The sequence below is a fragment of the Halohasta litorea genome, assembly GCF_024494645.1.
Lineage (GTDB): Archaea > Halobacteriota > Halobacteria > Halobacteriales > Haloferacaceae > Halohasta > Halohasta litorea.
Window position 1 is genome coordinate 151340 of the sequence record NZ_JANHDJ010000007.1, and the last position, 22315, is coordinate 173654.

At 63.5% G+C, this 22315-nt stretch carries 22 protein-coding genes; 5 read left to right on the forward strand and 17 right to left on the reverse strand.

What is annotated here, in order from left to right:
- Positions 1–151 precede the first annotated feature (151 nt).
- Positions 152–649 carry a hypothetical protein gene (locus tag NO877_RS16325; RefSeq protein ID WP_256397418.1) on the forward strand — a complete coding sequence of 166 codons (498 nt, stop codon included), beginning with the start codon at positions 152–154 and terminating at the stop codon, positions 647–649.
- 15 nt (positions 650–664) lie between these two features.
- On the opposite strand, the gene NO877_RS16330 is transcribed toward NO877_RS16325, so the two are convergent.
- The 3 genes from NO877_RS16330 to NO877_RS16340 are packed head-to-tail and all read right to left on the reverse strand — an operon-like array spanning position 665 to position 3055.
- Complete coding sequence (locus NO877_RS16330; RefSeq protein WP_256397419.1) at positions 665–1609, reverse strand: branched-chain amino acid transaminase; 945 nt, start codon at positions 1607–1609, stop codon at positions 665–667.
- Positions 1610–1664: 55 nt separating this feature from the next.
- On the reverse strand, positions 1665–2351 hold the full coding sequence (gene ribB / locus NO877_RS16335; RefSeq protein WP_256397420.1) for a 3,4-dihydroxy-2-butanone-4-phosphate synthase: 687 nt from the start codon (positions 2349–2351) through the stop codon (positions 1665–1667).
- Positions 2348–3055: a DUF120 domain-containing protein gene (locus NO877_RS16340; RefSeq protein WP_256397421.1), complete on the reverse strand. Its 708-nt coding sequence runs from the start codon at positions 3053–3055 to the stop codon at positions 2348–2350. The genes ribB and NO877_RS16340 overlap by 4 nt, the downstream gene beginning before the upstream one ends.
- A 232-nt stretch (positions 3056–3287) precedes the next feature.
- Here NO877_RS16340 and argS point away from each other — a divergent pair, with 232 nt between their 5' ends.
- Entirely contained in the window at positions 3288–5045 is a 1758-nt protein-coding gene (gene argS / locus NO877_RS16345; protein ID WP_256397422.1) for an arginine--tRNA ligase, read from the forward strand.
- 4 nt (positions 5046–5049) lie between these two features.
- On the opposite strand, the gene NO877_RS16350 is transcribed toward argS, so the two are convergent.
- Both NO877_RS16350 and minD read right to left on the reverse strand, forming a co-directional pair.
- On the reverse strand, positions 5050–5181 hold the full coding sequence (locus tag NO877_RS16350) for a hypothetical protein (protein ID WP_256397423.1): 132 nt from the start codon (positions 5179–5181) through the stop codon (positions 5050–5052).
- Positions 5182–5234: 53 nt separating this feature from the next.
- On the reverse strand, positions 5235–6869 hold the full coding sequence (gene minD / locus NO877_RS16355) for a cell division ATPase MinD (RefSeq protein ID WP_256397424.1): 1635 nt from the start codon (positions 6867–6869) through the stop codon (positions 5235–5237).
- Positions 6870–7028: 159 nt separating this feature from the next.
- Between minD and prf1 the strand changes: the two genes are divergently transcribed.
- Positions 7029–8276 (forward strand): peptide chain release factor aRF-1, encoded by a 1248-nt coding sequence (gene prf1 / locus NO877_RS16360; RefSeq protein ID WP_256397425.1) that lies wholly within the window; start codon positions 7029–7031, stop codon positions 8274–8276.
- Positions 8277–8487: 211 nt separating this feature from the next.
- Here the strand turns inward: prf1 and NO877_RS16365 are convergent, their stop codons facing one another.
- The 7 genes from NO877_RS16365 to NO877_RS16395 form a co-directional block, all read right to left on the reverse strand.
- A complete protein-coding gene (locus NO877_RS16365) occupies positions 8488–8883 on the reverse strand; it encodes a DUF6276 family protein (protein WP_256397426.1) in 396 nt (131 codons plus the stop codon).
- Between the two features lie 104 nt (positions 8884–8987).
- On the reverse strand, positions 8988–9689 hold the full coding sequence (locus NO877_RS16370; protein ID WP_256397427.1) for a V-type ATP synthase subunit D: 702 nt from the start codon (positions 9687–9689) through the stop codon (positions 8988–8990).
- A 112-nt stretch (positions 9690–9801) separates the two neighbouring features.
- Positions 9802–10536 (reverse strand): bacteriorhodopsin, encoded by a 735-nt coding sequence (locus NO877_RS16375; protein WP_256397428.1) that lies wholly within the window; start codon positions 10534–10536, stop codon positions 9802–9804.
- A gap of 91 nt (positions 10537–10627) precedes the next feature.
- Complete coding sequence (locus NO877_RS16380; protein ID WP_256397429.1) at positions 10628–12175, reverse strand: HAD-IIA family hydrolase; 1548 nt, start codon at positions 12173–12175, stop codon at positions 10628–10630.
- Between the two features lie 277 nt (positions 12176–12452).
- Positions 12453–13349 carry a glycerophosphodiester phosphodiesterase gene (locus tag NO877_RS16385; RefSeq protein WP_256397430.1) on the reverse strand — a complete coding sequence of 299 codons (897 nt, stop codon included), beginning with the start codon at positions 13347–13349 and terminating at the stop codon, positions 12453–12455.
- A 35-nt stretch (positions 13350–13384) separates the two neighbouring features.
- Entirely contained in the window at positions 13385–14719 is a 1335-nt protein-coding gene (locus tag NO877_RS16390) for a CDP-glycerol glycerophosphotransferase family protein (RefSeq protein WP_256397431.1), read from the reverse strand.
- Positions 14695–15495 carry a sugar phosphate isomerase/epimerase family protein gene (locus NO877_RS16395; protein WP_256397432.1) on the reverse strand — a complete coding sequence of 267 codons (801 nt, stop codon included), beginning with the start codon at positions 15493–15495 and terminating at the stop codon, positions 14695–14697. The genes NO877_RS16390 and NO877_RS16395 overlap by 25 nt, the downstream gene beginning before the upstream one ends.
- Before the next feature lie 90 nt (positions 15496–15585).
- Here NO877_RS16395 and NO877_RS16400 point away from each other — a divergent pair, with 90 nt between their 5' ends.
- Both NO877_RS16400 and NO877_RS16405 read left to right on the forward strand, forming a co-directional pair.
- On the forward strand, positions 15586–16494 hold the full coding sequence (locus NO877_RS16400) for a glycosyltransferase family 2 protein (protein WP_256397433.1): 909 nt from the start codon (positions 15586–15588) through the stop codon (positions 16492–16494).
- A 47-nt stretch (positions 16495–16541) separates the two neighbouring features.
- Positions 16542–17159 (forward strand): peptidylprolyl isomerase, encoded by a 618-nt coding sequence (locus tag NO877_RS16405; RefSeq protein WP_256397434.1) that lies wholly within the window; start codon positions 16542–16544, stop codon positions 17157–17159.
- 29 nt (positions 17160–17188) lie between these two features.
- Here the strand turns inward: NO877_RS16405 and NO877_RS16410 are convergent, their stop codons facing one another.
- The 5 genes from NO877_RS16410 to NO877_RS16430 are packed head-to-tail and all read right to left on the reverse strand — an operon-like array spanning position 17189 to position 22314.
- Positions 17189–18607, reverse strand: a complete 1419-nt coding sequence (locus NO877_RS16410; RefSeq protein ID WP_256397435.1) for an ATP synthase subunit B — start codon at positions 18605–18607, stop codon at positions 17189–17191.
- Positions 18607–20364 carry an ATP synthase subunit A gene (locus NO877_RS16415; protein ID WP_256397436.1) on the reverse strand — a complete coding sequence of 586 codons (1758 nt, stop codon included), beginning with the start codon at positions 20362–20364 and terminating at the stop codon, positions 18607–18609. The genes NO877_RS16410 and NO877_RS16415 overlap by 1 nt, the downstream gene beginning before the upstream one ends.
- Positions 20365–20366: 2 nt before the next feature.
- Entirely contained in the window at positions 20367–20693 is a 327-nt protein-coding gene (locus NO877_RS16420) for a V-type ATP synthase subunit F (RefSeq protein WP_256397437.1), read from the reverse strand.
- Positions 20690–21736 (reverse strand): V-type ATP synthase subunit C, encoded by a 1047-nt coding sequence (locus NO877_RS16425; RefSeq protein WP_256397438.1) that lies wholly within the window; start codon positions 21734–21736, stop codon positions 20690–20692. The genes NO877_RS16420 and NO877_RS16425 overlap by 4 nt, the downstream gene beginning before the upstream one ends.
- Positions 21733–22314, reverse strand: coding sequence for a V-type ATP synthase subunit E (locus NO877_RS16430; protein ID WP_256397439.1), 582 nt, complete (start codon positions 22312–22314; stop codon positions 21733–21735). Before NO877_RS16430 ends, NO877_RS16425 begins: the two co-directional genes overlap by 4 nt.
- Position 22315 lies beyond the last annotated feature (1 nt).

Here is a 22315-nt window from a genome sequence, read left to right on the forward strand (position 1 = left end):
CGAACCGACCACTCCGGCCAGTAGGCAGTGCCTACGTGACACTGTAGCCACACGTTAGTCGCTCGTTCCAGGAGCCGCATCGAAACGAGGACCGGGACCTATCATAATGTGTGAGTTGAGGGTTCTTGCTCGTCGCTGGCGTCGAGAGTGTATGGGTGGCACCATCACCGAGACGGGATCAGTCTCGACAGCGAGAGAGTGGGTCTCCGGACTATGGACGTACTATCGGCAGTACACACACTCCGCGATCCACGCCGCGTCGGCGGCCGCGCTCACCATCTTCGGGCTGCTCGTCTTTATCGATCCGCTGTTCGCCGCCGTTGCAATCGCCGCATACGTCTGTCCGCCGATCGTACTGTACGTTCTCGGCGTCGAGGTCGGGGCGGAATCGGAAGCGGCATCGACCGAGAGACCGGGCGATACTGATAGCGTCGCGGTGACTGATTCCACACGCGGCTCGGAGCGCGGGGCGAGAGACAGCGACTCCGATAGCGATGGAGGAGACAGCGACTCCGACAGCGATTCGGATGGGGCTGATGGAGACAGCGACTCAGATAGCGATGACGGGGATAGCGATTCGGACGGTGCTGACGGAGACAGCGACTCGGATGGATCGGATACCGACAGCGACGGCGTCAGCGTCGACTGATAAAAAGACAGTCGCTTAGATGTAGGTAAACCAGTCGTCGTGAGCGTCTGTTTTCCGCTCGACGAGATCGAAGAACGCAGACTGCAGGTCCTCGGTGATCGGCCCACGGTTCCCGTCGGCGATCTGGACGTTGTCGACCTGTCGGATCGGGGTGACTTCGGCCGCCGAGCCGGTAAAGAACAGCTCGTCGGCGGTGTGGAGTTCGCCGCGGCTGATCGTCGCCTGGTCGTGGACGGTGTAGCCCTCCTCGCGGGCCAGCGTGATCACGGTATCGCGGGTGATGCCGTCCAGGATGCTCTGGGAGAGCCCGGGCGTGTAGATCTCGCCGTCGCGGACGAGGAAGATGTTCTCGCCGGGGCCTTCGGCGACCTGGCCCTCCTTGTTCAGGACGATCGCCTCGGCGTAGCCGTTGCGGCGGGCCTCCTCGCCAGCCAGCAGGCTGTTGACGTAGAGGCCGGTGGTTTTGGCGTTGGTCGGAATCTGGCTGGAGGAGTGTTTCCGCCACGACGAGACCATCACGTCGATCCCGTTTTTAAGTGCGTCCTCGCCGAGATAGGCCCCCCATGGCCATGCGGCGATGGCGACGTCGGTGGGGCAGCCTTCCGGACTCACGCCGAGTGAGTTGTAGCCGAAGAAGGCGATCGGGCGGATGTAGGCGCTCTGGAGGTCCTGACGCCGCAGTAGTTCGAGGGTCGCCTCCGTTAGTTCGTCTCTACTAAAGGGAACCTCCATCTCGTAGGGTTTGCCGGATGCATAAAACCGGTCGAGGTGTTCTTCCCACCGGAAGACCGCGGTGCCGTTTTCGGTGTCGTAGGCGCGTGCACCCTCGAAGACACCCGTGCCGTAGTGGAGCCCGTGGGTCAACACGTGGGTCGTCGCCTCGTCCCAGTCGACGAACTCACCGTTTTGCCAGATCGTCTCGATGTCTCCCGCCTCGCGCATCTCATCGAATGATGCCATTGGTACTCAGAACCTTCGCCTACCAGTTCTTAACAGTTTGCAAGAATCGTGAGGGTCAGTCGGCAAGCGCCGACAGCAGCGCCTCACCTTCGACGTAAACGAGGCCGTGGCGGTCGGCGTAGGCTTCGGCATCGCCCGGCGAGCGTGCGCCGCCGGTTTCGTCGTCGAGCATCTCACAGACGACGACCGCAGGCGGCTGGTCCGCCGCGGCCGCGAGTGCGATCCCGAGCTCCGTGTGTCCCACTCGATCGGCCAACAGCTCCGGGGCGGCCCGCAGCAGATGGACGTGGCCGGGGCTCCGAAAGGCCGCGGCGAAATCGCGCTCGTCGTAACCAGCGTCGGACGTGACGGCCGCCGCGGCGGTCCCGAGTTCCGAAATCGTCAGCGCGCGGTCGTCGTCCGTAATCCCGGTAAACGTCTCCCGATGGTTAACCGTCAACGAGAACGACGACCGCTCGTCGTAGGCGAGTTCGTGGTCGGCCGCCGCGGGGTGGTCGACCAGCTCCTGGAGGAACGGCAGTCCGAAGGCGTCGCTCACCGCATCCGAAAGCGCCACACAGATCAGCCCCCCGGCATCGTTCCGCAACCGGGCGACGGCGTCGCTGTCGACCGCGGTCGCGGGATAGACGATATCGGTCTCGCCCTCACGATCCGCGAAGTCGTGGATCAACACGGGCTGGCCGTCGGCAAAGGCCGCGATGGCGGCGTCGACGGCGGCCGTACTGTCGGCCGACTGGGTCATTCGGTGGCCTCCGAGAGGTGGATCGAGACCGTATCGCCGTCGTCGAGCGCGAGGGCATCGCGGAGCTTTTCGGGGGCGATGAGTTCGAGATGCTCCTCGTCGTGGTGGGTCCGATCGGGGACGATCACGTGGGTCGGCTCGTAGGTTTCCCCGTCGGCTTCGAGGCGGGCCGGATAACAGGTCGCCGCGCCGAAGGTGCGGTCGCCGTCCTCCCAGCTGTCGATGGCCACCGACGCCTGGGCGGAGAGCTCCGGCCGGGATCGAACGCTCGGCTCGTCGAGATCAAGGTTGAGCGTCCCGGGGAACGGCGTATAGCCGAGTTCCGATTCGAACTGACGTTCGTAGCCGGGCAGCGAAATGTAATGTTTGCCCTCACCCATCCCGGTGGTGATCGTTCCCGAAAGCGAAAGCCCGGCCGATTCCTCGAACAGCTGGCGGTAGTCGGCGTACTCCGACCGGAGTGTGCGTTCACCGGCCTCGGTCAGCGAGACCCACTGGCCGTCGGCGACGATCTCGCGGTCGAGGAGGCCACCGGATTCGAGCTCCTGGAGCCGACGGGAGGCCGTCTGATTCGAGGCATCCAGCCGGTCGGCGAGACTCGCACACGAGACCTTGACAGACCCGCTGAGCGCGCCGTCCAGCGCGACCGTTTTTAAGGCCTGTAGTTCATCGTGGCCGAGAGTACTCACTGCCGATTCTGACATAACTACTCGAAGGGACGCAGTCCGCATAAGCATACCGAATGTGTGACGCTTCTCAAAAGTGTTACAAGAACGGACCAATCCGGCGCTATTTATATACGATTCGGCACTACCCGGCTAAAACCACGTCGGTTTGCTGGAGGCCAGCCGTCGGCGGCGGTGTGGTAGTCAGCGACTGGTTAAAAATCCAGACCGGTTCGGAAGGCCCTTTAGCGGTGGGGCGAAACCGGGCGATATGTTCAGACCGTTCCGCTCGGAGGTCGAGACCGCCATGACCGCCTGTCTGGAGGCCCTCGACCTGCCGACCGGCGACCTCGGAATCGAGGAGCCGCCCGAAGACCTCGATGCCACGCTCGCCTCAAGCGTCTCGTTCCGCCTCGCTGGCGAACTCGGTGCGGCCCCACCGCAGGTCGCCCAGCAGTTGGCCGACGCCGTCGACACCGACCCCTACACCTACCTCGGTGATGTCTCCACGCAGGGCCCGTATCTCAACTTCCATACGACCGACGCCTACCTGACTGAGACCCTCGACGCCGCCCAAGACGCCGACTACGGACAGCTCGAAGCCCGCGAGGAATCGGTCGTCGTCGAACACACCAGCGCCAACCCAACCGGCCCGGTCCACGTCGGCCGCGCCCGGAACCCCATTCTCGGCGATGCAGTCGCCAACGCGATGGAAATGGCGGGCTACGACGTCGAGCGCCACTACTACGTCAACGACGCGGGCCGACAGATGGCCGTCTTCACGTGGGCCTACGAGAAGTTCGACGAGAGCGACCTCGATAGCGAGCCAGCCCGCGATCGGACCGAGTACGATCTGGTGCGCTACTACCGCAAAGGAAACTCGTTCCTCGAAGACGCCGACGAGGAGGCCGTCGAGGTGGCCGAAGACGAAATATCCGCGATCCTCCAGGGGCTCGAAGCGGGCGACGACGAGACCTACGAGCGGGTCGGCGAGGTCGTCGACCAGGTGCTGGGCGGCATGAAAGCGTGTCTCGCCCGCCTGCCTGCGGAGTTCGACGAGTTCGTCAAAGAGACCCGGTTTATGATCGACGGCTCCACGGACGATGTGGCCGAGCGTCTCAAGGAAACCGAGTACGCCGTCTACGAGGAGGACGCCTGGCAGCTCGAACTCCAGGAGTTCGGCATCGAGAAGAACCTCGTGTTCCTCCGCTCGGACGAGACGAGCCTCTACACCACACGGGATCTGGCCCACCACGAGTGGAAGTTCGACAACTTCGACCGCGCGGTGACCGTGCTGGGCGAGGACCACAAACTGCAGGCCAAACAGCTCCAGGCCACCCTCGACATTCTCGGTAACGATCCCGAACGACTGGATGACGTGATCTACTCCTACGTCAATCTCCCCGAGGGGAAGATGAGCACCCGCCGCGGCACCGGGGTCATGCTCGATGACCTGCTCGACGAGGCCATCGACCGGGCCCGCGAGGAGGTCGAAAGCCGCCTTGAGGACCGCATCCGCGACGACGAACTCGACGACGACGACATCGAACGCATCGCCCACCAGGTCGGGATCGGCGCGGTGCGCTACGACATCGTCTCGAAACAGCCCACCAAGGGGATCACGTTCAAATGGGACGAGGCGCTCAACTTCGAGGCCCAATCGGCGCCCTACGTCCAGTACGTCCACGCCCGATGTTGTGGCATCCTGGAGGAGGCCGACACCGAACCGACGGCGGCCGATCTCGATGCCAGCGTGGTGTCGACGCCCGAGGAGCGCGAACTGCTCGACGTACTCGCGCGGTTCCCCGCGGTGATCGAGGAGGCGGGCGAAGACCTCGAACCCCACCGGATCGCCACCTACACCCGAGAGCTGGCCGAGTCCTTCAACGGGTTCTACCGCTCGTGTCCGGTACTTTCGGCCGAGGACGCCGAGACGCGGCAGGCTCGGCTCGCCATGGTTGCGGGCGCGAAACATGCCGTGGCCAACGCGCTGTCGGTGCTCGGTGTGGCGGCTCCGGACTCGATGTAGGCGGCTACAGTAACAGACCCGGAAGGGCGGTGAAGATACTCCCGCCGACGAGATACACCGCGCCGATTCCAGCCCCGAGTGCCAACAGTACGAAGGCGACGATCCACCAGAACGGAACTGAGCCGTTTTCTGCCATACCGCCACTGTGACCGCGGCCTACAAGAAGACCACGTTTTGCTGACCGTTCGACTACCGGAACAGCCGACTGAAGAAGCCGCGTTTCTCCTCGCCTTCGTCGTCGGCGGTGTCGTCGCTCGCGTCTTCGGTGTCATCCGCCGCGGCGTCGGTGTTGGCCGCCGCCGTTTCCTCGGCATCCGGAATAAGTGGCTCGTCGGCATCGGCGGCCTCGGCGTCGCTGCCCTCGACGGAGTCGTCCTGCTCGTCATCGACAGCTTCTCCGAGGACAGTCGTCTGGGAGGTCTCAGCGTCGGCGTCGGCGTTGCCGAACGGGATCGCATCCCGGGGCACCGAGTCGTCGCTGTCGTTGGCTGCCGGGTGGATCTCGATGCCGTCCGCCTCGGCCGGGAGGTCGGGTTCGTCGTCGGCACCCTCGGGGCGGATCTCGATCCCGTCGCTCGCCGGGTCGTTGTCACTGACCGAGTCATCGTCGCTGACCGAGTCGTCGTCGTTTACTGTGTCATCGGTCGGGGAGTCGGCTTCGGGCTGGCGGTCGACGCCGGAATCGATCTCGATCCTGCCAGCCGAATCGTCGACGTTCGTTCCGGTCGCGGCCTCGGCCCACTTCGATTCGCCCGCCTCCGGTTCCGGCGAGGAGTCGTCATCCGGTTTCGCCGCAAACGGGTTGACGACGTTGTGGTCGTCGTTGTCGTCGCTGGCTGTTGCTGTTTGGTCGGTAGAGGGAGTGTCCGCAGAGCCGTCGGGTTCCGTATCGATCGTCACGCCAGCCTCGGCGTCCGGTTCCGTGGCGGAGTCGTCGCCATCGTCGGCTGGGCGATCGGTCTCCGGCGACTGTTCGGAGGTGGGCGTCCTGTCGGCTGGTGGGGACTCACTGTCGGCCGGTGTGGAGTCGCTGTCGACTGCTGGCGGGCCGTCGGCAGGGGCAGAACCATCATCGGCCGGTTCGGAGTCGGCGTCGACAGGCGCTGGCTCGGGGGGTGCGGCGGGTTCGATCCCGGTGAGTTCGGTGACGAGCCGACGGTAGGCGGCCGCGGCATCGCTGTGTGGGGCGTAACTCACGAGCGGTTCGCCGACGGCGATCGACTCGCGAACCGCCTCGTCTTCGGGGATCGTCGTCAGCACGTCGGCGGTGAGCGTCCCGCTGATGATCTCCTCGACGGGTGTGGCCTCGTCAGTTCGGGTGAGCACCGCCCCGGCGACGACGCCACCGAGCCGCTCGGTGAGCTGGCGCGTCTTTTCGGTGTCGACCAGCGCGTCGCGTTCGGCCGTCGAGACCAGCAGGACGGCGTCGGCGACCGACAGCGGCACGCTGGTTTCGTGGCTGACGCCCGCGCCGACGTCGATCAAAACGAAATCGGCGTCGTCGAAAGCCTCGACGACGCCGTGGAGCTGTTGGGGGTCGGCCGCCGAAAACGCCTCCAGGGAGGTATCTCCCGGGACGACAGTGACGCCCGCAGGCCCCTCGTAGGCGGCGGCTACCGGCTCGACATCCCCGCTGAGGGCGTCGTGCAGTGTCGCGCCGTGCGGGCGCACCCCGAGTGCCGCCCCGAGGTTCGCCATGCCGATATCGCCGTCGATGACCACCACGTCGGCGCCCGTTCCGGCGAGTGTCGCCCCCAGATTCGCTGTCGTCGTGGTCTTGCCAACGCCGCCTTTCGCGCTGGCTATCGCGTAGACCCGTACCATACTGTCGTCCTACCACGACGCGGATATAAAGGTACGCTCTAGTGACTGGTTTTAGGGAGAGACAAACACGGATTCCTTGCGGAAATAGCGGTCGGCTGACGCGTTTCGGCGGTCGACCAGTCAAAGCATACTTACCGGCTCCGGGGCGAAATAGGGATAATGAGTACGGACGCCGACGAGCAACCCAGCGAGGACCGCCGGAAATACGAGTTCCGAAAGGTCATCGAAGAGCTCCAGGAGTACGAGGGCTCGGGCACGCAGCTCGTCACGATCTACATTCCAGACGACAAGCAGATCTCCTCTGTCGTCTCACACGTTATCCAGGAGCACTCCGAGGCCGCCAACATCAAATCCAAACAGACCCGGACCAACGTCCAGGACGCCCTCACCTCGATCAAGGACCGCCTCCGCTACTACGACACCTACCCGCCGGAAAACGGCATTGTCATCTTCTCGGGGGCGGTTGACAGCGGTGGCGGCCAGACTGAGATGGTTACGCGTGTCCTGGAATCGCCTTCCGAGCCGATCCAGTCGTTCCGCTACCACTGCGATTCGGACTTCCTCACCGAGCCGCTGGAAAACATGCTGCTCGACAAGGGCCTGTTCGGCCTGATCGTCCTCGACCGACGGGAGGCCAACGTCGGCTGGCTCAAAGGCAAACGCGTCGAAGCCGTCAAATCCGCCTCGTCGCTCGTTCCCGGCAAACAGCGTAAGGGTGGGCAGTCCGCCCAGCGATTCGCCCGGCTCCGACTGGAGGCCATCGACAACTTCTACCAGGAGGTCGCCGAGATGGCCAACGATCTGATGGTGGCGAAACGCCACGATCTCGACGGCATTCTCGTCGGCGGTCCCTCGCCAACCAAAGACGAGTTCATCGACGGCGACTACCTCCACCACGAGCTCCAGGACATGGTGCTCGGCAAGTTCGACGTGGCCTACACCGACGAGTCGGGTCTCAACGACCTCGTGGATTCTGCCAGCGAGGTGCTGTCGGACCAGGAAGTCGTCAAGGACAAAAAGCAGATGGAGGAGTTCTTCGAGAAGCTCCACGTCGGCAACGAGTCGACCTACGGCTTCGAGCCCACCCGGAAGAACCTCGTGATGGGGTCGGTTGACCGACTCCTGATTTCGGAGGACCTCCGCAGCGACGTGGTCGTCTACGACTGCGAGGGCACCGAGGAGTACGAGGTCGTCGACCGCCGCCACGACACCCCGGACCATGAGTGTGCGGATGGCTCGGAGGCCGAAGTGGTCGAGCGCGAGGACGTGATCGACCACCTCATAAATATCGCCGAACAGCGCGGCACCGAGGTGAAATTCATCTCGACGGACTTCGAGAAGGGCGAACAGTTGCTCGATGCCTTCGGCGGCGTTGCCGGAATCCTGCGCTACTCGACCGGCGTCTAAGCGGGCTGTTAGTCGGCTTTTACTCGGCAGTAGTTGAAGTATAACTAACTAGTAAATAATCAAATGAAGCTCTGTAGCGGCGGGACGCTGTCGAGGCAGCATCCGTCGCTACCAGCACCACACTCCCGTCGCGTTCCGTGCCCGTCCCGGCCTCGTTCCCCCACTTCCGGCCCCCCATTTTATATATTCGATAAGCAGCGAGACGAACTGGTCAGTCCAACAGTGCTTCGAGCTGATCACGACGCCGGGCCAAGTCGTAAGAGGGCTGGATATCGGGAGCGTCCAAGAGTCGATCGAGGGTCAAAAACAGGTCGACACCGTTCGATTCGAGTCGGTCGACGAGCGACTCGATTTCGCTCCGATTGAGCGCCAGCGAGTCGAGCTTGTCGAGCAACAGGAACAGCGCGACTCCCTCGGTACCGGTCGGAAACCGCCGGATGACGGTCTCGAACGATGGCTCCGGGTCGATGATGGCGGAGTCGACGGGAGCGACTGAGAGACACCGCGGGCAACAGTCGAGAGCGGACCCATCGGTATATGTGGTCAGTTCGGCAGGCACCTCTACGGTAAACCGCGGTCCCTCACAGCGTGGACACTGACTGGGCATACAGTGAGAAGGTGAGAGAGCCGCAAAACAGCATGGATAGCCGACGACGCTGAGGAGTGTCTGGCGGGGTCGACGAACCACCGACCGTTGCGGTCGGGACGGCGTTAGTCGCTGGTAACGGCGACTTCCGTCTCGGTTTCGGCCTCGGCTTCGGCCGCGGCCTCGCGTTCGGCGGCCTCCTCCTCTTCTTTTTTCGCTTTGATCTTCTTCATGCGGAAGATCTCCTCGCGTTCCTGTTCTTCGAGCTTCTGCTCGATGTACTCCTGGTTGTCGTAGAGATCGGGCAGGAGTTTGAACTCCAGGGCGTTGACACGCCGTTTGGTGGTCTCGATCTCCGTGAGCATCTTCTTCATCGCCGTCTCGACCTCGGCGGCGAGGATGATCGTCTCGAGCAGCTCCTCGTAGGCGTCGGCGGCCTCGTCGATCCGGGCCGACGAGCCGAGCAGTCCGTACCCCCGCTCGTCGAGGGATTTGCGGACTTTCGAGGATTCGATCTGCGGGACGACAACCCCCATGATGTTTTTCGACTGGGTTGTGATCTCGGGGTGTGTCTGAAGTGCCGCGGCTGCGCCACGAACGGCCACGTCGCCCTCCATCGCTCGCGCCATGTCGAGTTTCCGCTGGGCGGTCTCGTAGTTGGCATTGAGGTCTTCGCGTACGTCCTGGGCCTGATCCAGGATGTCCATGAACTCCATGATCAGCCCGTCGCGCTTCTGTTCGAGCGTGTCGTGGCCCCGCTCGGAGAGCTCGATGCGGTCCTCGATCGCCATCAGGTTCTTCCGGGTTGGTTTGACGTCCTCGGCCATCGCTTATCGGCCCCTTGTCGGGCAAGGGGGTTAATGGTTTTCAGTTTCCGTCGCGCCGACGACAGTCACGAACCGGGACCGCTTAAAAAAGTCGGCGGGTCGGCCGCGTCGATCAGTCGACGGCAGCGCTCGGCGCGGATTCGGTGTGGGCGACCTCGTCGAGGACACTGTGGCTTCGGAGCAACACGAAGCCGAAGCCGACCTTGGCGGTGAGGTCGAGCACCATGAACGCCGCCGTCTCGACGTACAGCGGGATGAGCCCGATCGTCCCCTCGGTGCCGAGGATCCAGACGACGGGGTAGGCCAGCCACAGCACGATCAGCATATTGCGGAGCGTGGTCGTCAGGCTCCGTACCGACTCGGTCTGTCTGCTGGCGGCCTCGTTGAGCGACTGGACGAGGAAGTACAGCAGGAACAACAGGAGTGCCGTACTGATTCCCCACCAGACGATCCGGATCGCGGGGGTGGCCGCCAGCGCACCGATCAGCCCCGTCACGATCATCAGCACGTCGAGGCCGACGAGCGTGTAGATCGTGTTCCGACTCGCCTGTGCGAGCAAGGCGAGATCGATCAACAGCAGCGGCGTCGTGATCAGCCAGTCGGCGTAGCGTGCCCAGTAGATGTCCAACACCTGTCCGGCGACTTCGATCTCGGCGAGCCCGAACCCGGTCGCCATCGAGAAGTAGGCGACCGCTGCTGTCGCGGGGATGAAGATAGTGAGGACGTAGAACCGCTGTTGTTCCTCATCGGAGACACCCCAGCCACGGGCGATAAAGCCCAACATCCCGAGTGTCATCCCGATGGTGCCGATCCACAGCCATATCGACTCACTACCTGGTGTTGCCATACCACATGACAGTACGGTGAGAATCGGCAAATAGGACTTACCTGACTAGTCAGCCACTCACTGGGGCGGGACGGAGCAGCCCAAAAACGGGCTACAGCTCGGTCGACTCGGCGACCGAGGCGGTCTCGACGGGATCTCCAGCAAACAGTTCACCGACAGAATCGACGACCAGCGAGGGCTGTTGGTCGGCGGTCTCGATATCCCGGCGGGTGGTCTCGCCCGACAACACCGACACCGATCCACAGCCCAGCCGCTCGGCGAGTTCGATATCCGTCGACAGCCGATCGCCGACGATGACGACCTCCGAGGGATCATACCCCTCACGCTCCAAAACGTGGTCGACCATCCCAACCGATGGTTTGCCGAAGACGTGACTCGGCTCGCGGCCGGTGGCCGTCTCGACCAGCGCGGCGATCGACCCACAGTCGGGGACCAACCCCGCCTCGGTCGGACAGACCCTGTCGCCGTGGGCGACGAGGAACTCCGCGCCCTCGCGGATCGCAAGTGTGGCCGCGGCGACTTTCTCATAGGTGAGTTCGCGGTCGAAGCCGACAACCACGGTTTCGGGATCGGTCGCCGCTGGCTCGATTCCGGCCTCCGAGATCGCCCCGCGCATCGCCTCAGTACCGACGACGTAGCTCGCCTCGATCCCGTTGGTCCGGAGGTAGTCGATCACGCCGTCAGTTGAGAGGATGATCTCGTCGGGGTCGGCGTCGATCCCGAGCGAGGCGAGCCGGTCGGCGTAGGTCGGTTTCCACCGAGAGGAGTTGTTCGAGAGGAAATACACGTCGACGCCTGCGGCCCTGAGTTGGTCGACGACGTCGACAGCGCCGTCGATGGGCGTCTCGTCGAGATAGATCGTGCCGTCGAGATCGAAGAAGACCGCATCCTTCGAGCGGAGGTCGCCCAGCGACGAGAAGGTGCGGTCGGCGGCCAACAGATCGGCCTGCTCGTCGATCTCGACCCACTCGGCCCCCTCGATGTCGACCGGTTGCACGTCGTGGGAGCCCGTCTGCAACAGTTCGTCGAGAGCGAGTTCGGTCCAAGCGGTGTACTCCTCGTCGATCTCGATCCGACGGACGATCCGGTCGAACAGTTTGGCCGAGGTTACGGCCGAAAACCGGTAGCAGTCGATCGAGGTCGCGGCGGCCTCCTCAGGCGAGAAGTCCTTGGAGATCCCGTCGACTGCGCCCCCCTCGTCGACGGTGATCTTCATCGCCTCGGGATCGTACTGCTCGGCGTCGACGGCGATCCCACTGTGGTCGTCGATTGCGGCCAGCCGCTCTATGACCTCGGGCTCGAAGACGACGTCGCCGTTGCTGAGGACGAACGGCTCGCCAGCGACCTGCTTTCGGGCGCAGTACAGCGAGTACATATTGTCCGTGTTGGCGAAGGCCTCGTTGTGGAGCACCTCGATGTCGACCGACAGCTCCGACGACAGACGATCACAGAGCGCTTCGATCCGATCGGCCATATAGCCAGTCACCACGTAGACGGTCTCGAAGCCCGCCGCGTCGTAGGCGCGAAGCTGGTGCTCGCCGATGGGGATCGAGTCGACTGTCACACAGGCTTTCGGCTGGTCGATCGTCAGTGGCCGGAGCCGTGAGCCGGTTCCGGCCGCCAAGATAACTGCGTTCATGAGTTCACCACCGGGTGGATAGGGGATGGACCCAAAAGTGCGGGGCCGAATTCACGGACGACCGGACAAGTAAGCCGCAGCTACTCGGCAAAGACGGGAGCGTCTCCGTAGAGACGCCGATCCTATATATACCGAATACGGCAGGCTACGCCTGTTTGGTGACCACACGGTAGCCGGAATCCCGACCAGCTGCCGAATGAGCACTCTCGGAGGGTGATCCAACCGAAGGCAGTCATCGCGCGCGTACGGGAAGCGGCGGAATTCGTAGCGGCGGGCCCTACGGCGAAGCGTTCGGGTCGGATCGCTCGTGAGGAGGACAGACTCCTGGATAGTCGGCGATAATCCCGTCGACGCCCGCCCGTCCGAGGGCGGCAGCCTGCTGCCACGTCGTCACCGTCCAGGCGTTGACCGCTCGGCCCTCCGCGTGGGCCAGCGCAACGAGATCGACGTCGTCGAACGAGCCCGAAACCGGGCCGTCGATCGACAGCGCCGAGCCGGTCACCATGTTCCACGGTGGGTGTATCGCCTCGACGTCGTACCGGCGGCTGAGTTCCAGTCCGGTGTCGACCGAATCGTAGAACACCGAGGCGATCGGCACCGATGGTGCAAGCTCCCGGGTCGACGCCAGTGCGCCCTCATAAAACGACGAAACCAACAGGTCGTGAGCGCCGTCGGTTGCGATATCGAGCACCCGGCCGACGAACTCCCGCCAGCGATCGGTCGCCGCCGCAAGCGTAGATTCGTCGAGCGTTTCGGCGAACCGGAGCTCCGCGCTCCCCGGGTTTTTTAATTCGATATTAACCGTACACTCGGGAGGGATTGCCGCCAGCACGTCGCTCAACAGCGGCACCGACTGGTCCGTGCCGAGCACGCTGTAGCCCGCGATCGTGTCGTAGGACAGCTCCCAGAGGTCCGTTTCGGCAACCGATTTCGGGGCGTTGGTCAGTCGCGAGAGGTCGTCGTCGTGAAAGACGACGATCTCCCCCTCAGCGGTCGGCATCACGTCGATCTCGACAGTCGACACCTGGCCGTCGGCCACCGCGGCTTCGACTGCAGCCACCGTGTTCTCCGGGTAGACCCCGGCGAAACCGCGGTGTGCGATGCCGTTCGGTTGGGCTGCCGCCTGCTGTTCGGGCGCGGTCGTAAGCGTCCCCTGCGGGTTCCCCGATGTCACTAGGGGAGCCTTCGGTGACGTATACTTAAATTTCTCTATCGGAACGTATCAGAGACCGTGGGTTGCATCGCGGCTGGTCGGGGATCAGCGAGGCGAGTCGGTGGCTCCGAGTCGGCGAACACGAGCCTCGAAACCGCATCGTAGACCGCCTGTGATGCGGTTCCGGGCGGGACGGGACAGAACCGCCTTCGGAGCTCTCGGCGGTCGGCCGCGTACGGGTCCTCACCACCGGTCGCGGCGTCGAGGGCTTCTGTTAGGGCCTCTTGGAGTTCGTCGGCGTCGGTCGCAATCGGGCCGGGTGTAACCGACTCGTAGGCGAAGTAGAAGCCGCGGCGCTCGGTGTACGTCGACTGATCGTACGGAAAGAAGACGATCGGCCTGTCGACCGCGAGGTAGTCGAAGAATACCGACGAGTAGTCGGTGACTAACACGTCAGCATGGGGGACCACGAGGTAGGGATCGACCGAGGCGGGCAGCCAGTGGACGTGGGAGTGGCTCTCGGCGGCGGTCACCGGCTCGTCGGGATGGGCCTTGATGTAGAGGTGTGCCCCGCGTGCTGCGAGCAGATCGCCGACGGCGGCGGTGTCGAAGGCTTCGATGAAGGACGTACCCGCCGCGCGGTAGGTCGGCAAATAAAAGACGAGCTTGCTGTCGGTGGCCTGTGATTCGATACGGTCGAGGAGCGACGCGTCGGCGGTCAGCGTTGCGCCCTCGATATCGTTGGCAAACACGTCGGTGCGTGGATACCCCGTCACGACAAACCGGTCGGGATCGATACCGAGCCCCGACGACAGTGGCTCGATGGCCTCGGTCGACGGGGCGGTAACGAGATCAATTTCATCGGCCATAGACGCGTGACAGCGCCGAACGGGCCACGGCTGGTCGGACCACTCGGCGTCCCAGGCGATCGTCTTCAGCGGCAGGCCGTGCCAGAGTTGGACGAGCCGCGCGCCTGCGGTGCTACCCATATGAACGTCCCGAAGCCCCTGTGTGACGAACACGACGCCAGCCCGGAGCGTGAGCAGGCGGCCGCGCAACGAGTGGGCACGGTAGGCCTCGTAGCCCTGCTGTTGGAGCGTTTCAACGACAATTTCGTTTTTAGAGAGCCACACGGGACGGATCGACGGGTCGTTGACGGCGACCCAGAGGTAGAGATATTTGGCGTTGTCGGCGAACGCCGTGCCGCCACGTGCACCAAAGACCCACAGTCGCTGGTCGCGGCTCCAAAAGCGAGCCAGTTGGCCGACGACGAGATAGACGAACCACTGCCACAACAGATCGAGGTTCGACCGCCACTGTTCGGATCGCTGCCACACGGAATCGACCCACCCGCGAAACTGCGCGCTCAGTCGACGGAGAATGGTAGACATGCGTCGAGTTTCTGCTTACTCAAACGCATGTAGTCCTTATCAAAGGTGTATGCCTCAACGGAGAAGGTTCCTTCCCAGTCAGTATCGAGTGCCCCAAAGATCGTCTCGAAGTCGGTCGTCCCTGAGCCGACCGGGACGTGTTCGTCGCGGGCTTGTCGGGCGTCGTTGACGTGGACGTGGGAGACCCGCTCGCGGTGCTCGTCGAGGAAGGCGGCGGTGTCGGCCGCCGAATACCCCGAGACGCGCGCGTGGCCGGTGTCGACGGTCAGCGAGGCGTCGGTTTCGGCCAGCACCTCATCGATGGTGCGGATCGAAAACACGTCGTCCGGGAGGTTCTCCACACAGAGTTCGATCCCGTGGGCGGTGGCGTAGGCTTCGAGCTCCCGGACTGAGGCGAGGATGCGGGGTTTGGTCCGCCGCTGGCTCCACTCGGGTTCGGTGGCGTGGGTGCTGGCGTGGAGGACGGCCTTTTCGGTCCCGAGTGCAGCGGCCGTATCCAGACAGGCCCGCAGCTCCCTGATCGAGCCCTCGCGGACCTTGTTTCGGGGGGTCCCCAAATCGAGGTCGACGAAGGGGAGATGCACCAGGCAGTCGATATCGTTTTCGGCGAGGGCGGCGGTGATCGCCTCCCGGTCGAGGCCGGTTCTCTCGGAGGCACCGTCCATATAGAGTTCGATGAAATCGTAGCCCAACTCGGCGGCCCACTGGATCGACTCCAGCGGCGTGACCGCTCCAGTGTGTGTCTGGGTCACGAACCCGACTCGTGGCGTAGTCATAGGTGGTTATTATAATCCCACTTACAAAGCCACTCTGGCTTGCTACCGGCGTGTCGGCATCCTTAGGAGCGATCCGACCGAAGGAATCGTATGACGTGGCCGCCGACAAGTGTGATCCTGCCGACGGTGCGCCCGACCGACGTCGTCGACGAGATCGCCACCCAACTCGCCGCCGAAGACGAACTGCTCGTCGTCTGTGATACCGAAAGCGATCCGATCGCAGGCACGGTCGACTCGTTACCTGAGGAGGTGCGGCTCGTTGTCGCCGGTGAGCCGGAGGGTTGTTCCGGAAAGGCCAACGCCATCGCCGCGGGGATGGCGGCCGCCGACAACGAGCGGCTGGTCTGGACCGACGACGACTTCCACCATCCGCCGGAGTGGCTTGAGGACCTCCAGGAGGACTACGACCGACAGGGGCCGACAACCGAGGTGCCGTATTTCGTCGGCCGCGATCCGTTATCAAAGCTCCTGGAACCGATGTACATGATGGGCGCGACGGCAGGGTTGACACTGATCGACAAACCGTGGGGCGGCGCGGTGATCTTCGAGCGGGACGATCTCGACGAAGCGGCTTTTATAAGCGATCTCCGGCAGACAGTCAGCGACGACGGGCTGTTGGGGGCGTATCTCGACGTGACGCCGGTCAAGCGCGTCCGGCGGGTCGCGGTCGGCGGCACAGTAAGCGAGAGCCTCGAACGCAACACCCGGTTCATGCAGATCGTCCAGTACTTCTCGCCGTATCCCGTCGTGACGGTGCCGCTTTCGACCTTTTATTTCGCGTGTTGTCTCCTGTTTCCGGTTCCGGTGGCGCTGCTGTCGACCGCGGCGATGGCGGCGGTCTATGCGTACTTCGGCGTCTTTCGGTGGACCGTCCTGTTGACGTATCCAGGACTCATCGCCCAGTTCCCGCTGTTGTTGTATGGGTTGTCCAGGAGCTTCGTCTGGGGCGGGCGGCGCTACCACTGGCCCGAGCGGTTCGAGGTGATAGTCGAGGGCTAACGGCGGGATCAGTATCGTTATACTGTTGCTACCGAAGCAGCAAACCGATGACTCACAGCCGACGACGGGTGCTGACGCTGACAGCCGCGGGCGTGGGTGGATCGCTCGCTGGCTGTCTGGGCAAGGGTTCGACCGACGAGAGTACCGACTCCGGCCTGCCGAGGGCGACGCTGCGGACGAGTATGGGCGAGGTCGTGATCGACCTCTACGGGGACCGCGCCCCACGGACGGTCGAGAACTTCATCGGACTGGCGACGGGCGCGAAAGCGTGGACCGATCCCGAAACAGGCGAGGGGGTCGACGGCGAGGCCTTCTATCAGGACGTGCCGTTCCACCGCGTCATCGAGGGGTTCATGATTCAGACCGGAGATCCAACAGGGACCGGCCGCGGTGGACCGGGCTACCAGTTCGACGACGAGTTCCACGAGGAGTTACGCCATGACAGCGCGGGCGTGGTCTCGATGGCCAACTCGGGGCCGGACACAAACGGCTCGCAGTTCTTTATTACACTTACTGAAACCCCGCATCTCGACGATGTGCATTCGGTGTTCGGAGAGGTCACTGAGGGGATGGACATCGTTCGTGAGATCGGCAGCGTCGAGACTGATGGGAGTAATCGGCCAGTCGAACCGGTGGTTCTCGAATCGGTAGCGGTCGACGAATAAAAGCGAAAAACCGAAAGACAGTCGGCTGCTTAGTCGGCGGTCGCTTCGACGGCTTCGCCCTCGTCTTCGACGTAGTACGAGTCGATGAACTCCTCGTCGATCCGGTTGAGTTCCGACTTCGGCAGCTGGCTCAAGAGGTCCCAGCCGATGTCGAGAGTGTCTTCGAGCGAGCGGTTCGTCTCGAAGCCCTGATCGATGAACTCGGTCTCGAAGTCTTCAGCGAAGTCGAGATACTTGTTGTCCCGTTCGCTGAGTGCTTCCCGACCGACAATGTTCACGAGGTCCCGAAGGTTCTCACCCTCGGCGTAGGCGGCGTACATCTGGTTGGCCACGTCGCCGTGGTCCTCGCGGGTGAGGCCCTCGCCAATGCCGTCGTCCATCAGCCGCGAGAGGCTGGGCAGGACGTTGACCGGCGGCTGGACGCCCTGACTGTTGAGGTCACGGTCGACGTAGATCTGGCCCTCCGTGATGTACCCCGTCAGATCGGGGATCGGGTGGGTGTCGTCGTCGCCGGGCATCGTGAGGATCGGCAGTTGCGTCACCGAGCCCTCACGGCCCTGAATCCGACCGGCACGCTCGTAGAGCGTCGCCAGGTCTGTGTACATGTAACCCGGGTAACCACGTCGACCCGGCACCTCTTCACGGGCGGCACCGATCTCGCGGAGCGCCTCACAGTAGTTGGTCATGTCCGTGAGGATCACCAGCACGTGGTAATCCTTCTCGAAGGCGAGATACTCGGCGGTCGTCAGTGCGAGTCGCGGCGTGACCGTCCGCTCGACGGCGGGGTCGTCCGCGAGGTTGGCGAAGACCACCGAGCGCTCCAGCGCGCCGGTGCGCTCGAAGTCGTCCATGAACTCGTTGGCCTCTTCCTGGGTAATCCCCATCGCACCGAAGACCACTGCGAACTCGCTGCTGTCTTCGTCGTCGCCTTCCTCGTCTTCAGGCACGCTCGCCTGCCGGGCGATCTGGAGCGCCAGATCGTTGTGGGGTAGGCCGGATGCCGAGAAGATCGGGAGCTTCTGGCCCCGAACGAGGGTGTTCATACCGTCGATGGCAGAGACACCCGTCTGGATGAACTCCTCGGGGTACTCCCGGGAGTAGGGGTTGATCGCCGCACCGATGATGTCCTCACGGGACTCGGGAACGATCTCGGGGCCGCCGTCGATGGGCTGGCCCGTCCCGTCCATCACCCGACCGAGCAGGTCCTCGGTAACGGGCATTTTGAGGGTCTCGCCGAGGAAGCGAACCGACGCTTTGCGGTCGATCCCACTGGTTCCCTCGAAGACCTGAATCGCGACGAGGCCGTCGTTGGACTCCAGGACCTGACCGCGCAGGGTGCGGCCGTCGTCGGTCTCGATCTCGACGATCTCGTCGTAGCCGATCGGCTCGTCGACTTCGGCGTAGACGAGCGGACCGCTGATCTCGTTGATGGTTTGGTACTCTTTCATTAGTACATCCCCCGCAGTTCCTCAGTAATGTCTTCTTTGATATCGGCGACGTACTCCTCGTAGTCCTCCTGGACACCGATCCGGTTGATCTGTGGGGCGGACTCAAGGGAGACGAGATCTTCAACTGGCACACCGGCGTCGAGTGCGTCGAAGGCCTCGTCGTTGAGCGTCTTGATCGCCGTCAGGATGAGGTAGGTCTTCTCCGGCGGGCAGAACGTATCCGTCGGGTGGAAGGCGTTCTGCTGGAGGTAGGCCTCACGCAGGTAGCGGGCGATTTCGAGGGTCAGCTGCTGGTCTTCGGGCAGGGCGTCCTTGCCGACGAGCTGCACGATCTCCTGGAGCTCGCTTTCCTCGTCGAGCACGTCGATGGCCCACTGCCGAATCTCGGACCAGTCTTCGGTGACGTTCTCTTCGAACCACGGATCCAGCTGATCGCGGTACAGCGAGTACGACTCGTTCCAGTTGATCGACGGGAAGTGCCGCCGTTCGGCGAGATCCGCATCGAGCGCCCAGAACGTCTTGACGATACGCAGGGTGTTCTGGGTGACCGGCTCGGAGAAGTCCCCGCCGGGTGGCGAGACAGCCCCGATGACAGAGACCGAACCCATCGTGCCGTTGACGTTCTCGAAGTAGCCAGCTCGCTCGTAGAACTGGCTGAGACGCGCCGCGAGATAGGCCGGGTAGCCCTCCTCGCCGGGCATCTCTTCGAGGCGGGAGGAGATCTCCCGCATGGCCTCGGCCCACCGCGAGGTGGAGTCGGCCATCAGCGCCACGTCGTACCCCATATCGCGGTAGTACTCCGCGATGGTGATCCCCGTGTAGATACAGGATTCACGGGCTGCGACGGGCATATTCGATGTGTTGGCGATGAGCGAGGTCCGGGCCATAAGCGGGTTGCCCGTTTTGGGGTCTTCCAGTTCGGGGAAGTCCTCGATTACCTCGGTCATCTCGTTGCCGCGCTCGCCACAGCCGACGTAGACGACGATGTCGGCGTCGGCCCACTTGGCGAGCTGGTGCTGGGTGACCGTTTTCCCGGATCCGAATGGGCCGGGAATGGCGGCCGTCCCACCTTTGGCGATCGGGAACAGGCCGTCGAGCACACGCTGACCGGAGACCAGCGGTTTGGTTGGCGTCCGTTTTTCGACCGACGGACGCGCCTCTCGAACGGGCCACTCCTGGTGCATGGAGACTTCCTCGCCGCTGTCGAGTTCGGCGACCGTCTCTTCGACGTTGAACTCGCCTGCCTCGATGGCGGTGACTTCGCCGCCCTCGTAGTCGGGCGGCACCATGACCTTGTGGGTGATCGTGACCGTCTCCTCGACGGTGCCGATCACGTCGCCTGCGGAGACTTCGTCGCCGACCTCGACGGTCGGTTCGAACTCCCATTCTTTCTCGAGGTCGATACCGGGGGCATCGACACCGCGGTCGAGAAAGGCACTATCCATCTTGTCTTCCAGCACGTCGAGTGGGCGCTGAGTACCATCATAAATGGCATCCAGCATACCGGGGCCGAGGTCGACCGACAGCGGCTCGCCCGTGTTTTCGACGGGTTCGCCCGGGCCAACGCCCGAGGTCTCCTCGTAGACCTGAATCGTCGTGATGTTGCCCTCGATCTCGATAACCTCGCCCATCAGCCCTTCGTCGCCGACGTAGACGACGTCGTTCATCCGGGCGTCGAGATCGCGGGCGGTGACGACCGGCCCACTGACGCTTTCGATGACGCCAGTTGCGGCGTCCTGTTGCGTTGCTTGACTCATAGTTAGTCTTCGTCCTCCATCAGATCGATTCCGATGGCTCGTTTGATCTGTCCGCGCAGTCCACCGCTGCCAGCGCCCCCGCCAAGGGTAACCAGCGTCGGCTCGACGCTGGTCTCGACGGCCTTCCGCTGGGGCCGCGAGAGGTACTCCATATCATCGTCGTGCATGACAATAATACCCACGTCGTCGTCCTCCAGGACGCGCTCGACGGCGGCGTCGAGCTGTTCGTCCTTCTGGTCGGCCGGGACGTTCTCGAACTCGCGGACGCCAGCCAGCCGGAAGCCGGTGGTGAACTCCGGACTGCCGATCACGGCTATTTCCTGACTCATAGGATGACCAGCTCCTGTTCGATCTCCGTCTCGCTCAGTCCGGCCTCACGGCCGCGAGCGATCGCACGGATGTTTTCGACCTCGCGTTCCTTCATCAGGATGTAGGCGATGATCGGACAGATCGACAGCGGATACACGTTGCCGAGTCGCCGGGAGTATTTCAACAGCACCGATTCGAGGGCGTGTTCGAACTCGATGAGGCTGTCTGCGGCCTCCAGTTCGTCCAGCGGCCCCGAGAGCTCACGGCCGTAGCTGCTGTCCCGAATCCGGGTGAGCAGCTGCTCGGGGTCCTGGACCAGCGCGTCCAGCTCCCGAGCCTTGAACAGCTGACCCCCCTCGATGAAGTAGTCGGCGGGATCGATATCCGTCCCACTGCGGGCCAACCGCAGGGCGTTTCGTGCATTGCGGAAGTCGATCTCGGCCTCCAGGAACTCCCGGTAGAGGTCGATCGGTTCGCTCGACGGCAGGTCGGCCAGCAGCTCCTCGTAGAAGGTGCGGTCGACCGCGTTTTCGAGCGGCACCAACACGCCGGTTTCCTCGAAGTCCTCGAAGGCCGCTTCGAGCGGGTCACCGAAGATCGTTCCATCGAGAGTCGTGATCACGTCCTCGATGGTCGAGGCCTCCAACAGCCGGTTGATGAACGACTCGTCGAACTCACCGGCCCGAATCAGGTCGGTGTCGATCTCCTCGCGGCTCGCCTCCGAGTAGACGCCACGGAGCACCGTCTTGATGTTCCAGGCGTCGAACTTCCGGAGATAGCGGGCGATCAGATCGTAGATCCGGCCCTCCGAAAACCCCAACAGGTCGTTGAAGTGTTTGGCAAGGTTCCGGTTCAGCGAGTACTCGATGAGATCGACGCCGCTGTGTCGAGAGCCGAGCTCGTTGATCTCGCGTTTGTACTCCGATTCCTCCATGTAGCGGGCGATCTCCGCCGGACCCATCCGCACGAGCTTGCGGTACTCGTCGTCGTTGAACAGTGCGGCCCGTCGCGCACGGACACGGGCGTTGACGTACTCCGGGTTCGAGCTACCGGTCGTACTCATTGTTCGAACAGGTGGGCCGACACTTCCTTCAGATGCTCGTCCCACACCGAATCGAGCATCGAGTCGAAGGTGTTGTTCACCCGAACACGTGAGGTCTCGCTTTCGACGATCACGCCGCCGAGGCAGTCGGTGGGATCGCCGACCGAAAAGCCGTCGTACTCCTCGATGATCCCCTCGATGAGCGCCTCGTCGTCGGCCCGACCGTGGACGACGACCGCGTCGTGGTCGTCGAACTCCTCGGCCGCGCTGGCGATCAGACTGCGGGTCAGCCGCTCGCGGGTCTCGTCGTCGAGATCGACCAGTGCGTCCTCGATCTCCTCGTAGACCTCTTCGAGGACGTCCCGGCGGGCTTCGAGCCGCTGCTGTTTGGCTTCGAGTTTCGCACTCGAAAGCGCCTGTTCGCGCCGTTGGGCGATCTCGGCGTCGACCTCCTCGCTGCGGGCGGCTTTGATCTCCTCGGCGTCGGCCTCGGCTGCCGAGATGATCTCGTCGGCGCGTTCCTCGGCCTCGGCGCGGATCTCATCCGCACGCGCGCGGGCCTCTTTTTCAATGTCGTCTCTGACTTGTTCCAAACTCATT

What these genes read in the sequence shown, in the direction of transcription:
- NO877_RS16370 (WP_256397427.1), bottom strand. Translation starts at nt 9,689, where the DNA reads ATGGCCGAGGACGTCAAACCAACCCGGAAGAACCTGATGGCGATCGAG.
- NO877_RS16340 (WP_256397421.1), bottom strand. Translation starts at nt 3,055, where the DNA reads ATGTCAGAATCGGCAGTGAGTACTCTCGGCCACGATGAACTACAGGCC.
- NO877_RS16350 (WP_256397423.1), bottom strand. Translation starts at nt 5,181, where the DNA reads ATGGCAGAAAACGGCTCAGTTCCGTTCTGGTGGATCGTCGCCTTCGTA.
- NO877_RS16410 (WP_256397435.1), bottom strand. Translation starts at nt 18,607, where the DNA reads ATGAAAGAGTACCAAACCATCAACGAGATCAGCGGTCCGCTCGTCTAC.
- minD (WP_256397424.1), bottom strand. Translation starts at nt 6,869, where the DNA reads ATGGTACGGGTCTACGCGATAGCCAGCGCGAAAGGCGGCGTTGGCAAG.
- NO877_RS16325 (WP_256397418.1), top strand. Translation starts at nt 152, where the DNA reads ATGGGTGGCACCATCACCGAGACGGGATCAGTCTCGACAGCGAGAGAG.
- NO877_RS16375 (WP_256397428.1), bottom strand. Translation starts at nt 10,536, where the DNA reads ATGGCAACACCAGGTAGTGAGTCGATATGGCTGTGGATCGGCACCATC.
- NO877_RS16430 (WP_256397439.1), bottom strand. Translation starts at nt 22,314, where the DNA reads ATGAGTTTGGAACAAGTCAGAGACGACATTGAAAAAGAGGCCCGCGCG.
- argS (WP_256397422.1), top strand. Translation starts at nt 3,288, where the DNA reads ATGTTCAGACCGTTCCGCTCGGAGGTCGAGACCGCCATGACCGCCTGT.
- NO877_RS16365 (WP_256397426.1), bottom strand. Translation starts at nt 8,883, where the DNA reads ATGCCCAGTCAGTGTCCACGCTGTGAGGGACCGCGGTTTACCGTAGAG.
- NO877_RS16405 (WP_256397434.1), top strand. Translation starts at nt 16,542, where the DNA reads ATGACTCACAGCCGACGACGGGTGCTGACGCTGACAGCCGCGGGCGTG.
- NO877_RS16415 (WP_256397436.1), bottom strand. Translation starts at nt 20,364, where the DNA reads ATGAGTCAAGCAACGCAACAGGACGCCGCAACTGGCGTCATCGAAAGC.
- NO877_RS16400 (WP_256397433.1), top strand. Translation starts at nt 15,586, where the DNA reads ATGACGTGGCCGCCGACAAGTGTGATCCTGCCGACGGTGCGCCCGACC.
- ribB (WP_256397420.1), bottom strand. Translation starts at nt 2,351, where the DNA reads ATGACCCAGTCGGCCGACAGTACGGCCGCCGTCGACGCCGCCATCGCG.
- NO877_RS16420 (WP_256397437.1), bottom strand. Translation starts at nt 20,693, where the DNA reads ATGAGTCAGGAAATAGCCGTGATCGGCAGTCCGGAGTTCACCACCGGC.
- NO877_RS16330 (WP_256397419.1), bottom strand. Translation starts at nt 1,609, where the DNA reads ATGGCATCATTCGATGAGATGCGCGAGGCGGGAGACATCGAGACGATC.
- NO877_RS16380 (WP_256397429.1), bottom strand. Translation starts at nt 12,175, where the DNA reads ATGAACGCAGTTATCTTGGCGGCCGGAACCGGCTCACGGCTCCGGCCA.
- prf1 (WP_256397425.1), top strand. Translation starts at nt 7,029, where the DNA reads ATGAGTACGGACGCCGACGAGCAACCCAGCGAGGACCGCCGGAAATAC.
- NO877_RS16395 (WP_256397432.1), bottom strand. Translation starts at nt 15,495, where the DNA reads ATGACTACGCCACGAGTCGGGTTCGTGACCCAGACACACACTGGAGCG.
- NO877_RS16390 (WP_256397431.1), bottom strand. Translation starts at nt 14,719, where the DNA reads ATGTCTACCATTCTCCGTCGACTGAGCGCGCAGTTTCGCGGGTGGGTC.
- NO877_RS16425 (WP_256397438.1), bottom strand. Translation starts at nt 21,736, where the DNA reads ATGAGTACGACCGGTAGCTCGAACCCGGAGTACGTCAACGCCCGTGTC.